The sequence below is a fragment of the Anabaenopsis sp. FSS-46 genome (genome assembly GCF_029891665.1).
GTDB lineage: Bacteria > Cyanobacteriota > Cyanobacteriia > Cyanobacteriales > Nostocaceae > Anabaenopsis > Anabaenopsis arnoldii.
The window spans coordinates 1-15,356 of record NZ_JANQDG010000033.1 but is presented as its reverse complement, the minus strand read 5'-3'; the positions used below and the strand labels follow the sequence as shown (position 1 = coordinate 15,356).

14 protein-coding genes and 1 pseudogene are annotated in these 15,356 nt (G+C 43.3%); 11 read left to right on the top strand and 4 right to left on the bottom strand.

The annotated features are described in order from the left end of the window. Both NWP21_RS03310 and aroF read left to right on the top strand, forming a co-directional pair. Positions 1-201, top strand: a pseudogene (locus NWP21_RS03310) (RNA-guided endonuclease TnpB family protein); the annotation flags it as partial. 52 nt (positions 202-253) lie between these two features. Continuing rightward, positions 254-1,315, top strand: a complete 1,062-nt coding sequence (aroF, locus tag NWP21_RS03305; RefSeq protein WP_280791604.1) for a 3-deoxy-7-phosphoheptulonate synthase — start codon at positions 254-256, stop codon at positions 1,313-1,315. A gap of 40 nt (positions 1,316-1,355) precedes the next feature. On the opposite strand, the gene NWP21_RS03300 is transcribed toward aroF, so the two are convergent. After that, positions 1,356-2,234, bottom strand: coding sequence for a hypothetical protein (locus NWP21_RS03300; protein ID WP_280791603.1), 879 nt, complete (start codon positions 2,232-2,234; stop codon positions 1,356-1,358). Positions 2,235-2,309: 75 nt separating this feature from the next. Next, positions 2,310-2,900, bottom strand: coding sequence for a DUF1517 domain-containing protein (locus tag NWP21_RS03295; RefSeq protein ID WP_271732970.1), 591 nt, complete (start codon positions 2,898-2,900; stop codon positions 2,310-2,312). A 129-nt stretch (positions 2,901-3,029) separates the two neighbouring features. On the opposite strand from NWP21_RS03295, the gene NWP21_RS03290 reads away from it, so the two are divergent. After that, the gene (locus NWP21_RS03290) at positions 3,030-3,869 is read left to right on the top strand and encodes a prephenate/arogenate dehydrogenase (RefSeq protein WP_280791602.1); all 840 of its coding nucleotides are present in this window, start codon (positions 3,030-3,032) and stop codon (positions 3,867-3,869) included. A gap of 187 nt (positions 3,870-4,056) precedes the next feature. On the opposite strand, the gene NWP21_RS03285 is transcribed toward NWP21_RS03290, so the two are convergent. Next, positions 4,057-5,283 (bottom strand): hypothetical protein, encoded by a 1,227-nt coding sequence (locus tag NWP21_RS03285; protein ID WP_280791601.1) that lies wholly within the window; start codon positions 5,281-5,283, stop codon positions 4,057-4,059. Between the two features lie 241 nt (positions 5,284-5,524). Here NWP21_RS03285 and NWP21_RS03280 point away from each other — a divergent pair, with 241 nt between their 5' ends. From NWP21_RS03280 to NWP21_RS03255, 6 genes are all read left to right on the top strand, one after another. Next, on the top strand, positions 5,525-5,980 hold the full coding sequence (locus NWP21_RS03280) for a phosphate-starvation-inducible PsiE family protein (protein ID WP_280791600.1): 456 nt from the start codon (positions 5,525-5,527) through the stop codon (positions 5,978-5,980). Positions 5,981-6,379: 399 nt separating this feature from the next. Next, positions 6,380-9,790: a phycobilisome rod-core linker polypeptide gene (locus NWP21_RS03275; protein ID WP_280791599.1), complete on the top strand. Its 3,411-nt coding sequence runs from the start codon at positions 6,380-6,382 to the stop codon at positions 9,788-9,790. Positions 9,791-10,100: 310 nt separating this feature from the next. Further along, positions 10,101-10,586, top strand: coding sequence for an allophycocyanin subunit alpha (gene apcA, locus NWP21_RS03270; RefSeq protein ID WP_271734165.1), 486 nt, complete (start codon positions 10,101-10,103; stop codon positions 10,584-10,586). Positions 10,587-10,655: 69 nt separating this feature from the next. Continuing rightward, positions 10,656-11,141: an allophycocyanin subunit beta gene (gene apcB, locus NWP21_RS03265; RefSeq protein ID WP_271734166.1), complete on the top strand. Its 486-nt coding sequence runs from the start codon at positions 10,656-10,658 to the stop codon at positions 11,139-11,141. A gap of 228 nt (positions 11,142-11,369) precedes the next feature. After that, a complete protein-coding gene (locus NWP21_RS03260; protein ID WP_200988402.1) occupies positions 11,370-11,576 on the top strand; it encodes a phycobilisome linker polypeptide in 207 nt (68 codons plus the stop codon). A gap of 240 nt (positions 11,577-11,816) precedes the next feature. After that, positions 11,817-13,013: an FtsW/RodA/SpoVE family cell cycle protein gene (locus NWP21_RS03255; protein ID WP_271734022.1), complete on the top strand. Its 1,197-nt coding sequence runs from the start codon at positions 11,817-11,819 to the stop codon at positions 13,011-13,013. Positions 13,014-13,018: 5 nt separating this feature from the next. Here the strand turns inward: NWP21_RS03255 and NWP21_RS03250 are convergent, their stop codons facing one another. Beyond that, positions 13,019-13,504 (bottom strand): N-acetyltransferase family protein, encoded by a 486-nt coding sequence (locus tag NWP21_RS03250; protein ID WP_280791598.1) that lies wholly within the window; start codon positions 13,502-13,504, stop codon positions 13,019-13,021. A gap of 347 nt (positions 13,505-13,851) precedes the next feature. Here NWP21_RS03250 and NWP21_RS03245 point away from each other — a divergent pair, with 347 nt between their 5' ends. Both NWP21_RS03245 and NWP21_RS03240 read left to right on the top strand, forming a co-directional pair. Beyond that, a complete protein-coding gene (locus NWP21_RS03245) occupies positions 13,852-14,547 on the top strand; it encodes a hypothetical protein (protein ID WP_271761307.1) in 696 nt (231 codons plus the stop codon). Between the two features lie 147 nt (positions 14,548-14,694). Next, complete coding sequence (locus NWP21_RS03240) at positions 14,695-15,258, top strand: TIM barrel protein (RefSeq protein WP_280791605.1); 564 nt, start codon at positions 14,695-14,697, stop codon at positions 15,256-15,258. Positions 15,259-15,356: the final 98 nt, after the last annotated feature.

The following is a 15,356-nucleotide window of genomic DNA, read 5'->3' as shown; positions in this document are numbered from 1 at the left end:
AAAGTAGTGATGGATGTTAACGAAGCGTACACATCAAAAACAGTCAGTTGGACTGGTGAAATCATCCCCAACCTTGGTGGTGCTAAGTTCGTTAAGTCTCCATCTGATGGGCGGGTAATGAGCCGGGACATAAATGGTGCGCGAGGGATTTTCCTCCGTGCATTGGTTGATACGCCCTCTCTTAAAGAGTGTATTTGTTAGTGAATGTTAGCAAAAAAGTATCGGTTTGATTCAAATAATCAGGTAATTTTATATGATTATAGTCATGAAAAGCGGTTCCCCAGAAATGGAAATCAACCGCATTAGCCAGGAACTTACTACCTGGGGACTTATACCAGAAAAAATCATCGGTCAACACAAGGTGGTAATTGGTCTGGTAGGTGAAACAGCCAGTTTAGACCCGTTACAGATTCAGGAACTCAGCCCATGGATCGAGCAGGTATTGCGGGTGGAGTTACCATACAAACGGGCGAGCCGCCAGTTTCGAAATGGACAAGCCTCAGAGGTAGTGGTTAATACTCCCAATGGTGATGTTGTATTTGGAGAAGACCATCCCCTAGTTGTTGTTGCTGGCCCTTGCTCGGTAGAAAATGAAGAAATGATCGTGGAAACCGCCCAGCGGGTGAAAGCCGCAGGAGCGAAGTTTTTACGTGGTGGAGCCTATAAACCTCGCACTTCGCCCTATGCATTCCAAGGTCATGGTGAGAGTGCTTTAGAACTGCTGGCTCAGGCACGGCAAATAAGTGGTTTAGGTATTATTACTGAGGTTATGGATGCTGCGGAACTGGATATGATCGCCGAGGTAGCTGATGTGATCCAGGTGGGAGCTAGGAATATGCAAAATTTCTCCCTGCTCAAAAAGGTGGGGGCGCAACCAAAACCAGTTCTATTAAAGCGAGGCATGGCTGCTACTATTGAAGATTGGTTGATGGCAGCTGAATATATTTTAGCGGCGGGAAACTCCAATGTAATTCTATGTGAACGGGGAATTCGGACTTTTGACCGCCAACACACTCGCAATACTTTAGATTTATCAGTTGTGCCGGTATTGCGGAAGCTCACTCACTTACCGATTATGATTGACCCAAGTCATGGTACTGGCTGGTCGGATTTTGTGCCAGCAATGGCTATGGCTGCGATCGCAGCTGGAACCGATTCCCTGATGATTGAAGTCCACCCCAACCCAGCCAAAGCTTTATCTGATGGACCCCAATCTCTGACACCAGAACGTTTTGATTCCTTAATGCAGGAATTAGCAGTGATTGGTCAGGCTGTGAGACGTTGGCCTCAACCGGTGGTTGCTACAGCTAACTAGGAGTGTTTGCGGCACGCTAAGGCGTAGCGTGCTGCCGGCTTTACCTTCTTCTACCAGAACCAAAAGAGCGACTGGGACTACGTGTAGAACGTCCACCAGAACCAAAACCAGTACCAGTATTGCGTCTAGTGGTACCGGATCTATTAGAAGGTCTGAGATTACTGCTACCAAAACCCGAACCAGATGGGCGATTGGTGGTATTCGTCGGTGGTGTAGTGCGTACAGTTGAACTACCAGGGGATGATCTTCTAATGTTACCTGTGGTGCGGAAATTCGTGCGGTTGCGCTCCACTGCTGGTGGTGCATTGTAGCGAGTCCGATAGTTATTCACTGCTTGATTATAGGTACTACCATAACCACCGTAACCAGTTAGCACCCCCCCTGATTGATAAGCAGGGGGTACATAGTATTGGGGTCTAAATAACATATTACCGATTACCTGACCGGCGATGTTACCAGCTACAGCGCCGGCAAAAGGTGCCCAGAAGTTGCTTTCTCGTCGCACTACCACTGTTTCTTGTTGTCCTGTTTGGGGATTGGTTTGTGTTTCAGTGACGTTGTGGACGTACTCAATTTTAAAGTCTTCGGTCATATACAAGGCGGGTTCTCCGTTTTCCACCTTCAAAGAAGTCTTTTTTCCCTCCTGGATTTGTTCGTCGGTGAGCCTTGCCATTTGCAAATTTTCAGTTTTAAAGGTTGGGGGTCTACTGTTGAGTAAAAACAGTGTATACTCCCCAGTGCCATCGTCAAAACTAGCTTGTTGCACCTGATACTCACCATCATTGAGCTTGCTAGCTGTAGAGGTGGGGCTAACACTTCTAGTTTCAGGGGTGGTTTGGTTAGAATTACCACAGGCTACGGTTGTTAAGCACAAAGTCAGTGCTAAAAAAATCACTGTAAATTTTCGTAATATGCTCATGAGCGTTTTACTATGTTCTATTTTTCAGCTTAACAAGGTTTTATGGGGGTGGGAATGTAGAGACTACCCAACCAGTTACAAAGGAATTAATTCTGGGTAATATTGCAACAGCTGATCATTAGTCAGTTGATCTCCTAACTGTGCTGGGGAGAAATGTACTTGAATGGCGCGCAGTTTTTCTTGATAGTGCAGATTGATTAAAGCTTTTAAACCATCTTTTAATGCGGGGATGTTGGACAAGTCTGCTTCTAAATTGGGAACTTCTCCTTCATAGGCTACAGTCAACATCACAATCACATTCCGGGTTACAGGTATGGAAAAAGATTGATCTGAACCTGAATTGGAACTGGTATCAAAGTCTGCGCCGTAGCGTTGGGCTGAATCACTAAATAATTCGTTGACGTAATCTCCCGCTTCACCTTCATCCCAAAATACGTCGCCTTCATTGGCAGCAGACAGCCAAGCTTGATCATATCGCAAGAGGGTTTCGCAAATTTCCACTAATCCTTCTCCCAGTTCTTGCAGGTCACCTTCAGCCTCTATGGCATCCCTAGCTGTACTATTTAATACTCCTAAAATCGGTGCAACCTCAGAGCCTGCTAGATGTAAAAACAAGCGACAAACTACATAGCGAGTTCGACCCATCATTCTATTAAAGGCACGCATTTACTTGCTCCATAATTTTGAATAGTACTCTAATAAGTGTGACACAAGTATTGTTGATGTATGCACAAAATACATATAGTGTTTCTGGCTTGAATAGTTACACTAACCCTATAGTTAAAATCTAAGAAGATGAAAATTGGGATTCTAGGACTGGGACTCATCGGTGGTTCTTTGGGTTATGATTTGCGATCGCTCGGTTATGATGTTTTAGGGGTGACTCGTCAGGAGTCTACCTGTGAACGTGCGATCGCTCTTGGTATTGTTGATCAAGCATCTGTGGACATGAGTTTATTAGCCGCCGCAGATGTAATATTTATTTGTACACCCATAGGGATGATTATACCGCAATTCCAGCAGCTAATTAATTATTTACCTGCCACTACTGTGATCACTGATGTTGGTTCAGTTAAAGCCCCCATAGTCGAGAAAATCGCCCCCATATGGGAAAATTTTATTGGTGGTCATCCCATGGCCGGAACAACAGATAGTGGTATAGATGCGGCTCAACGGCATTTATTTATGGGTAGACCCTATGTCTTGACACCAGATGCTACCACACCCAAAACAGCAATTTCACTTATAGCAGAAATTGTGCGATCGCTGGGGGCTAATCTTTATTATTGCCCACCGGAGCAACATGACACAGCGGTGAGTTTAATTTCCCATTTACCTGTCATGGTGAGTGCGTCCTTAATTGCTACTTGTATGGGCGAAACAGACTCCCAAGTACTGCAACTAGCCCAAAACCTTGCTAGTTCAGGTTTTCGCGATACCAGCCGTGTGGGTGGCGGTAATCCGGAATTAGGAGTAATGATGGCACAATATAACCGCCAAGCATTACTGAGTTCACTACATCAGTATCGCCAAAGGCTAGATGAATTAACTAACCTGATTGAACAGCAAGATTGGCAAGGTTTGCAGTTAAAGTTAGAGTCCAACCGGAATGACCGACCCAAATTTGTTGACTAATCTTGGGTGGGGTCTCCCTAGTGAGGATCAAATTCAGTGATCGCAGTCTTTTTGACAATTACTTAACAAATCTTAACAAACCTAGGGATAACCTGTAACCACACCCAGGAAATCACATCCCCGACTTTTATGATCATCTGTGAGGAACTGAGAATATTTTGCGCAAAAGTCGGGGATGTTGGTGAGGTCAACTGGTGGTTGAATCTTGGGAAGCACCGCAATGATAACAATGTGGTAAATACTTATAGGTTAAATCGTGGCAATTGGGACATTCAACATATTGATAATAACCACAATGGGGACAATAGGCATCATGATTGCGGATTTTTTTCGCACAGTTAATACAGCGTGATTCCTGGACTCTCCTAATTGCTTGGGCTTTGGTATTTAAAATAACTCTTTGAAAAACCTGGATAATGCCAAAACCTACTACGGGAATTAACAATATGTAAACATAACTAATCAGGAACAGCAACCCGCCGAGTATTCTGCTGACGATATTAAATATAAATTGAAATAACACCCCAACTTGCAGAAATTCAAAGACTTTCAGAATTAAGGGTATAAAGAATATTACCAGCAAATGCCAACTAATTAAAGATATTAACCCATATTCTCGGCGGTCAGAAAATTTATGAACTGAAAAAGCGATTAAAATTAGCGGTACCAAAAACAAAGACTGCAAAATCAGTTGAATACTGGGATACCAAAATAAAGCCCGCTGATAATTTACTTCTACCGGTTTAAAATTATTATCCTGCTTCAGAAACTCTATAAAATTAGCGCTTTCTGGTTTAGTAAGGATTTGAGTTTTTAATTGAGTAATTTCAGCTTTTAGTGTAGAAATTTGCCGGTTATTTGCATCTAAATTTTGTTTAGCTTTGGCTGCATCTACTAAGCTAATTGACTGGTCTCTGGGTAATTCAGCAATTTTTTCTAAAAGTGTGGCGGGATATTCAGCCCGAATCTGGCGATTAGTTTCTGTTAATTGATTTACCTTGGCTTGTTGCTGCTCAATACTTTTAATAATTTCCTGGTTTTGAGGGTTGTTAATTTTGTCTTGATATCTGCTATATTCTAAACAAGTTGGAGACACTTTACCTAAATGTCTCTGTTCTACTTCTTGGTAAATTTGCTCTTGGCTGGGTTGATCAGGGCTTTGGGATAATGAACTGTTGATAATGTTAAAGTCTTTATCTACATTGTCTTGGTTTCTGTAGTCTTGCCATGGTGAATAACAGGGATAAGCCTGGTATGGGCTGATATACCATGTACTAATATCACTCAATCCTGTAAAGACGTTGATCAATATAAAAATATCAATCACTATAATCACTACTAAACTGACTTTATTTAGTGGTTGATTATTGATTTTTCTAGACTTAACCCAAAACTGGCGAATTTTATTGAGCATAATGTTGTTCAATATAGTAGGTGATAGTAGGTGATTTTTAATGTCAACTATCAAATCAGTACCATATATCCGATCTTATGGTAATTTATGTTACATAATTTAACCTTCTGTACTGCCAAGATAGGATAAATGAATAGGCTGATGCAAATATGGCTGATTAATTTTTAGACTCTATTAAGACCCTATTATATGGTAATTTGATTTCTGGGGTGATTTAGCTTATTTACATTTGGGTGCGGTTATGAGGAAATTAATCAGACGTATTTTGATGTTGACTAGAGATGAAAATTTCATGCACGTGATTGAAACCGTGGAGGTGATAGTATCTAAAATTCTATCTATCTTGATGGTATTAGTGATTTTGGTGGCCATCCTAGATTTAGGATTTTTTATAATTAAGGAAGTATTAACTACCCCCTATGGCTATATTAATACGAAATTATTTCACGTCTTTGGGCTATTTTTAAATATATTAATTGCTTTAGAAATATTAGAAAATATTACAGCTTATCTGAGGAGACACGTTTTTCAAGTAGAGTTAGTTATTGTCACCTCCCTAATTGCTGTATCTAGAAAAATTATTATTTTAGATTTAGAGAAGGTGCGGGGGGTTGACATCATTGGTTTAGGTTTAGCTATTCTGGCCTTATCTATGAGCTATCTAATTATTCGTTTTAGTAATTCTCGCGGAAATTAAGAGCCATGAAACATCTGGCGGATGTGGGGTTATAGAGGAACTGGGGTATTTTATAATACTAAAGTATTTATGTAATTCAAATATTAAATAAATATTAAATAATTCTATATTTGTCAAAAAGTATGCTGATTTTTTCTGCCGTTTCTGTACTACCAGCAGTTTTAGCCCTGAATGAGAATATGTACTTATTGGTGATCAGGCTGGGAGATGATAAATTCTACATACTTCTTAATAAATTAACAGAGTAACCGCAAAACGTTCTAATCTAAAGCTAACTGGGTTAATTTACTGGCAGTTTTGCAGGCGGTACTCCTAATGCATAATCACACCTATGTGTCAAGCCTCAAAACAACCCAGACTTAACACATAAATAATTATCATGGGAGTTTTACAAATTCGATGAGTGTTAAGGCAAGTGGTGGAAGCTCAGTTGCGCGTCCGCAACTGTATCAAACCCTGACTGTATCAACAATTTCCCAAGCGGAACAACAAGACCGCTTTTTGGGTAGAGGTGAACTAAGCGAACTGGCTAGCTATTTTGCCTCTGGTGCGAAACGTTTAGCAATTGCGCAAACCCTGACAGAAAACTCTGAGATTATCGTATCTCGTGCGGCTAACCGGATTTTTGTGGGTGGTTCACCCATGGCGTTCTTAGAAAAGCCCAAAGAACCAGAGCTAGCAATGGCTACTGCAGGGACTAGCTCTGAGGGAAGTGTCGCCGAAGGAATGAAACTAGGGACTGTCACCTACGTTGAAAGTCGTGGCGGGTTCCTAGAAAATCTCCGTTCTATCTTTAACTCTTCTGCTGGTGGTCCCACACCTCCCGGCTTTAGACCCATCAACGTCGCTCGTTATGGTCCGAGCAACATGGCCAAGAGCTTGCGGGATTTGTCCTGGTTCTTGCGCTATGCTACCTATGCCATTGTGGCTGGTGACCCGAATATCATCGTGGTGAATACACGGGGTTTGCGGGAAATCATCGAAAATGCTTGCTCTACAGAAGCTACCATTGTGGCTTTGCAGGAAATTAAATCAGCTTCCCTGTCTTATTTCCGCAAAGATGCTGAGGCCACAGAAATTGTGTCTCAATACATGGATGTATTGCTCACAGAGTTCAAAGCACCTACACCTTCTAACAAGCTGCGTCAACGTCCTTCAGCAGACCAACAAGGGTTACAACTGCCACAAATTTACTCTGTAGCAGCAGAAAGAAGACCTAAGTTTGCTATGAAGCCTGGTTTATCAGCTAGTGAAAAAATTGAGGTCATCAAAGCAGCCTATCGGCAAATTTTTGAGCGTGATATTACCCGCGCCTATAGTTTGTCAATCTCTGACCTAGAATCTAAGGTCAAAAATGGCGATATCTCCATGAAGGAGTTTGTCCGCCGTCTCGCTAAATCTCCCCTTTACCAAAAACAGTTTTACCAGCCTTTTATTAACAGCCGTGTTATTGAATTAGCTTTCCGTCACATTTTGGGACGGGGGCCAAGCAGCCGGGAAGAGGTACAAAAATACTTTGGAATCATTTCTAATGGTGGTCTACCAGCTTTAGTAGATGCTTTGGTAGATTCTCAGGAATACGGCGATTACTTTGGGGAGGAAACAGTACCCTACTTGCGTGGTTTGGGTCAGGAAGCCCAAGAATGTCGTAACTGGGGACCCCAGCAAGACCTGTTTAAGTACAGCGCGCCTTTCCGCAAAGTACCTCAGTTTATTACTACCTTTGCAGCTTACGAACAGCCACTACCAGACCAACATCCTTATGGTTCTGGTAATGACCCATTGGAAATTCAATTTGGGGCGATTTTCCCGAAAGAAACCCGCAACCCCAGCAGTAGTCCGGCTCCTTTTGGGAAGGATACCCGCCGCATCTTGATTCACCAAGGTCCTGGTATTAATAACCAATTAAGTAATCCCAAGGCGCGGGGCGAAGCTCCGGGAACTTTGGGGCGCAAGGTGTTTAAACTTGACCAAATCCCCGCGACTCTCAGCAGAAAGGGCGGACAGGGTGTGAGCGTCAAGTTCTCAGAAAGCTCTACCCAAGCAGTCATTAAAGCTACTTACCTGCAAGTTTTTGGCCGTGATGTTTACGAAGGTCAACGGCTGAAGGTGGCAGAAATTAAGCTGGAAAATGGCGAAATTTCCCTGCGAGAGTTTGTGCGGATGTTGGCGAAGTCGGATTTATTCCGCAAGATGTACTGGACATCTCTGTATGTTTGTAAATCTATTGAGTACATCCACCGCCGTTTGTTAGGTCGTCCGACTTACGGTCGTCAAGAGAATAACAAGTATTTTGACATTGCTGCTAAGAAGGGCTTCTACGCTCTGGTAGATGCTATCCTCGATACTCCAGAGTACAGCGAGGCCTTTGGTGAGGATACAGTACCTTATGAACGCTATTTAACTCCGGCGGGTGTGTCTTTACGCCATCTGCGGGTTGGTAGTATTCGCGAAGATGTGGGTACTGGTAAGGTTGAGAAGGTGGAAACACCACGGTTTGTGGAACTGGGTACAGTTAAGGAAAACCGCACAGAACCAGATATTCAATTCCGCATTAATCAAGGTGTCACTAAGAAGCGCGAACAAACCAAAGTCTTTAAGTTGGTAGCAAATACCATCAATAAGGTGGCGGTGCAAACTGTGATTAGTGCTGCTTATCGCCAAATCTTTGAACGGGATGTTGCGCCCTACATCGTCAAGAATGAGTTTACAGCTTTGGAAAGTAAGCTGGGCAATGGCGAAATTAGTGTGAAGGAATTTATTACAGGTCTGGGTTACTCTAACCTGTATTTGAAGGAGTTCTATACACCTTATCCCAACACCAAGGTAATTGAGTTGGGTACTAAGCATTTCTTGGGACGTGCGCCAATAGACCAGGCTGAAATCCGTAAGTATAACCAAATTCTGGCTACCCAAGGGATTCGCGCCTTTATTAATGCCATGGTAGAGAGTGTGGAATATAGCCAAGCTTTCGGTGAAGATACGGTTCCTTACCGTCGCTTCCCCACTCTACCCGCGGCTAATTTCCCCAATACCGAAAAGCTTTACAATCAGCTGACCAAGCAAAATAATGATTTGGTTGTACCTAGCTTTGAGACTGTCAAGCCTCGGATAGCATCGGCAAATACCCCCATTTTGGCTAAGGCGATCGCAGATTTGGCAGCCCAAGCCAAGCAAATGGATAAAACCAAGCCGTTATTCATTGAGTTGGGTCGTTCTTTCAATGACGGTCGCGGTCAGTCTGTGGAAGTGGGTGTAGGTACAAGTCGCCGCAAACCTGCACGGATTCACCGCATGACTGTAGATGCAAATCCAGGGGAGAAACAGCTAGTAATTGATGCGGCTTACTGTCAAGTTTTAGATGTATTTAGCGGTCAAGTTCCCCAGGACTACCGCCGTTCTAACTTAGACAGCAAACTGCGCAACGGGGAAATCTCTGTGCGGGAGTTTGTCCGGGAACTGGCTAGTTCAGAAATCTACCGCAAGCGCTTCTATACCCCTTATCCTAATACCAAGGTGATTGAGTTCCTCTTCCGTCATCTATTGGGACGCGCACCAGCTACCCAGGGGGAAATCCGCCAATATAACAAGTTGCTGGCTGATAGCGGCTTAAGAGCAGCTGTAGAAGCAATTGTAGATAGTGCTGAATATGCTCGCTACTTTGGTGAAGATGTAGTACCTTATCAGCGCTACCCATCACTACCTGCGGGTAACTACCTTGGTAGTGTGCAAGCGGCTGCTGACTTGGTGAAACAATCTTGGTCTAGTTTATCACCTGCTGTATTGACAGGTAGACCAGGCGATCGCTAGGTATTGAGGAGGGAGCCGGGAAATGATAGTTACTTTTCCCCAATCTCTCCCTCATATCTTGTATAATCAAGCTTTCCGGCAAAAATCACTGTTCAAACTAAGAATTAATATTACAAAGTATTAACAAGAGTGATAAATGGTGAACATAATGCCGGAAAATGTTTTGCGGAAGGTAGTTGATTTCTCGGCAGGTTCGCAGTGCCATAGCACTGTTGAGTCTGGAAAAACCAAAAAACTCAGCTACTGCCAAACTTAAAATCGTACCAGTTTAATTAAATTCTGGTTTCATTAGTACTGGAGGAATCCATTAATGAGTATCGTCACGAAGTCCATCGTGAATGCTGATGCAGAAGCCCGCTATCTTAGCCCCGGCGAACTAGACCGCATCAAGAGCTTTGTTTCCGGTGGTGAACGTCGCCTCCGCATCGCTCAAATTTTGACCGACAACCGCGAGCGCATTGTTAAGCAAGCTGGTGACCAGTTGTTCCAAAAGCGCCCTGACGTTGTATCTCCTGGTGGTAACGCTTACGGTCAAGAAATGACAGCTACCTGTCTGCGTGACCTAGACTACTACCTGCGCCTAGTAACCTACGGAATCGTTTCCGGTGATGTTACCCCCATCGAAGAAATCGGTGTTGTAGGTGTACGGGAAATGTACAAATCCCTCGGTACTCCTATTGACGCTGTAGCTGGTGGCGTTAACGCGATGAAGAATGTTGCTGCTAGCTTGCTGTCTGCTGAAGACGCTGGTGAAGCTGGCGCTTACTTCGACTACCTCGTCGGTGCGATGCAGTAAGCTGAAGCGGTTTTTACTTCTGCTGAAACGTAAGTATTGCAATACGATTGGAAATAAGGAAATAACAACATGCAAGACGCAATTACCTCTGTCATTAACGCTTCAGACGTTCAAGGTAAATACTTGGACACTGCAGCTCTCGCAAAGCTCAAAGGCTACTTCTCCACCGGTGAACTGCGCGTCCGTGCTGCTACCACCATCAGTGCTAACGCCGCCGCGATCGTTAAAGAAGCAGTAGCTAAATCTTTGTTGTACTCTGATATCACCCGTCCCGGTGGTAATATGTACACCACCCGTCGCTATGCTGCTTGTATCCGCGACTTGGACTACTACCTACGTTATGCTACCTACGCAATGCTAGCTGGCGATCCTTCCATCCTAGATGAGCGCGTATTGAATGGCTTGAAAGAAACCTACAACTCCTTGGGTGTTCCCGTAGGTGCTACAGTACAAGCTATCCAAGCCATCAAAGAAGTAACCGCTAGTTTAGTAGGCCCCGACGCTGGTAAAGAAATGGGCGTTTACTTAGACTATATCTCCTCTGGCTTGAGCTAAGACCCAATTGCACTTAACACATTAGGTGCGGGTTGATTAAGGTCTGGAAATTAATTATGAGTGCTAGAACGTTCTACCGCTTATCTTGTGAATGAGTGTTAGCGGTCTGGTATTGATAGTTAATTTCCAGACTTGGAGTGATTGATTTAAATGTTTTGATAGAATATACACTCCCATTTTTTTTTCAAATAAAAAACTTTTCACAATCACCATAGGAGACTATAAGATATGGCGCGTATGTTTAAAGTTACTGCTTGTGTCCCTAGTCAAACTCGAATTCGTACCCAAAGAGAGTTACAAAATACTTACTTTACCAAACTAGTTCCTTACGAAAACTGGTTCCGGGAACAGCAACGCATTCAAAAAATGGGTGGCAAAATTGTCAAAGTAGAACTAGCAACCGGTAAGCAAGGTACTAATGCTGGGTTGATGTAATTAATATCAAAAAAAAACATCATTCTAGGGAGTTGTCAAGAGGTCAAGATAGACCTCTTTTTTTACTAAATTAGGGAACAGGTAACAGGTAACGGGGAGCAGGTAACAAATTGGGGTGTACTTCATGAGACACACGGAAAGACTTTGATAATAACCCTACTTTGCCAGCAGTCGAGAAAATTTTGAGTTATAAAAGTGAACAATTACCAAGTTTATGTCTAACTTTTAATTTACCTCATCGTGAATCTACGTTTCCTGATTCCCATTTTTGATAATTCTGTCTCCACCTGGGCCTTAGAAGCCAGGTTGCTGCGCTGGGTCACATTTATCTGGCTGTTTGTGGGATTAATCGTGCTGTTTTCAGCCTCCTATCCCGTAGCTGAAATGCGTCTGGGAGATGGACTGTACTATTTTAAGCGTCAATTAGCCTGGGTTTTCTTTGCCCTGATGGGATTTAACATCATTGTCAATCTTCCCATCCGCAGAATGTTGGGAAATTCTCATTGGTTTATAGCCCTGTTTCTGCTGTTAATCTTCGGGACATTAATACCAGGAGTCGGGAAAAAAGCCTTTGATGCAGCGCGGTGGATAGCCATCGGGCCGATTCCCCTACAACCATCAGAATTAATTAAACCCTTCTTAGTGCTGCAAAGTGCGCGACTGTTTGGACAGTGGGAAAAGTTGAGTTGGTCAATACGCTTAAGTTGGTTAGCTGTGTTTTGTCTAGTGCTTTTAGGTATCCTAGCCCAGCCTAACTTAAGTACAGCTGCACTTTGTGGTATGACTATTTGGCTCATTGCTTTAGCAGGGGGAGTCAGTTACAAGTATTTGGCCGGTACAGCAGTCGGTGGAGTACTATTAGCCCTGATAAGTATCAGCATCAAAGAGTACCAGCGCCGCCGTGTGATGTCATTCCTCAACCCTTGGGCTGATGCTACAGGTGATGGCTACCAACTAGTACAAAGTCTGCTAGCAATAGGTTCTGGTCAAACATCGGGGGTGGGGTTTGGACTCTCTCAGCAAAAGCTATTTTATTTACCTATTCAGGACACTGATTTTATTTTCTCGATCTTTGCTGAAGAATTTGGCTTTCTTGGCAGTATTTTACTGTTGCTCCTCTTAGGTTTATTCGCCACTCTAGGATTAATCGTAGCATTAAAGTCCAAGAATATCATCAACCGACTAGTAGCCATTGGCATTACAACTGTAATTGTCGGACAATCATTACTACATATTGGCGTAGCCACGGGTGCATTACCCACCACAGGCTTACCCCTACCCATGTTTAGCTATGGTGGTAATTCTATCATTTCCAGCCTAGTAGGTGCTGCCTTGCTGATTCGGGTAGCCCGCGAAAGTAGTGAAGCGGATATACTACCACTACACAAACCCCAGTCTGATAAACCTCGCCAGCGCCGGATGTTGCAGAAAAGGTAAACTACTTAAATTCGTAGTCCCATAATTATTAAATCCCTTTCAATGCCGTCAAGTTCTGCAACTTGCGGCAAATATCCCCATTGTTTAAACCCGAATTTACCAAACAGGTTTAAACTCGGTTGATTATGGGCGAAAATAAAACCTAAAAGTGTTTTTATTCCTAAGTTCGGACTTTCCTTAACTGCTTGGTCTAGGAGTTTCCCCCCTAAGCCACATCTATGCACAGCAGGGGAAAGATAAATACTAATTTCGGCTGTGGAATCATAAGCTGGCCGCCCATAAAATGATTTAAAACTTAGCCATCCTACAACTATCCCTTCTACTTCTATCACCCAAATTGGTCTTTGTAAACATCGCCCTCGAAACCAAGTTAGGCGACTTTCCACAGAAACTGGTTCTAAATCAGCCGTTGCTGTGCGACTGGGAATTGCTGCATTATAAATTGCTACTATTGCGGGTAAATCATTGATATTCGCATGGCGGATGGTCATGGTTACTTTTAGAGGATGTTTGATAGGTTTTCCACAGGTAATTTTTATCTTAGGGAACACACCGAACACACCCAACACACAAAAAACAATCAAATCCAGTCCCCTTTCCCTTTATAAGGGAAAGGTGAGGGAGGGGTCAAACAATACATTATCTCAAGTAAGGTTCCGTGGCGCTGTGGGCGCGTAGCGCCCGCAAACTTGAGGCGATCTGCTTGCAGCAGCGCTTCGCTATCCCATGATTCATACTTGGATTCAGCAACGCCAAATAAACTATATAATATTTGCAGAAATTACTCCCCCTGCAACAGTCTTTAATAATTTGCACTCATTAAGTAGCGAGGAATGCTATGACAAATTCGGAGTCTCTGCTTTCCAATTATCAAGCATTGGTACAAAATCATGCCAGCCAATTTGACCCAGAGATTGCATCTCTACGACAACTAGTACAGGCACGAATGCAAGAAATTCGTCATTCTGAACAAGCACTTTTGGAAGCACAGGTAATAGAACTGAAACGCATCACTGATGCCCTGGCTACAGATGCTCGTTGTTGCCTACCAACACCGGAATTGAAGGCATTTGTGCAGGAGTTGAAACAGAACAAAAGCAATAACTGGTACACTCGGAAATCTGAAACTATCATCCCAGAAGACCCAACTACCTGGTTATTGGCAACACTTGAACTACCAATAGGTATAAGCAATTATCAAACTCTGGAAGACCCTGACGCCTATGATGACGAACGCACCCATATCTTGTACAGCTATTCTCTGTCTTTAAAGTTAGGCGATACGGAATATCGCATTGAAGTGCCTTACAAACGTATCTACAACCTCAATGAATCCACAGAGTCTTCTTTGAAAGAACAAATTGACTATTATATCTCAGGTGATGTGGAGGGTTTGTTGAGAGAGATAAATTATCCAGAAGCCGAAACAAACCAGTTGGCTCAGGAATTAAGCATCTTGGTGGGGTATGTCACAAAACTGTTTGCCCTTAAGCCCAGAACAGCAAGCTTTGAATATATATCAACACAGCAGTAATCTCCTATTACCTCATTCCCTGATCAAATTGAATTTGTACACTCTCTTATGAGTGGAAGGCACGCCCGTGGACAAAAAGTAGCCGTCTACCTTGGTGGAAGCTGGAAATAAATAATAATTGTATAAGTTTTATGGAGCAAGACTGTGATGGAGTTATATCTGAGTTTGTCTGCTTATGGTGGAGTGCCAACCCGTGAAGCTTTGAGGGTGTTGTGGCAAGCAGGCATTCGCCATGTTGAACTGGCAATCGGACCTCGACCTGATGCTGATGCAGTGCAGGCAATTCAAGATTTTCAGCAACAAGGAATGGTCTATCGATCGCACCATGCCTTCGTTTGGGGGGAGCGCCACCAAACCTTCAATCTAGCGCAACCCCAAGACTGGAAATATTTCCAGCGCATGACAGACTGGTTAGCTGATTTAGATATTACAGCTTACTCTGTGCATGGAGGACATTTCCCCATCGGCACAGAACGCGCCCAAGCTTATGCTAACTTTCTCGGAAACGTCCATCACCTCCACCAACTTTGCCAAACGCGGGGGATTGTTCTTGGTGTGGAAACCATGTATCCAACCTTACCCACTAGCGGTAAGCAGTACCTTTTAGACAATGCTTGGGAAGTTGCCCAGTTTTGTCACGATGCCCCCCAAATTAAAATAGTTGTTGACTTATATCAATTTACATTGAAGTTGCATATAATAGAGATATGAGGGTTAAGTGAGACAAGACAAAAATGGCACGTCAGCTAAAAATAGAAATTACCGAAAGTGCAGACTATCTGGAGAAAACACTAAAACAGACAAGAAGT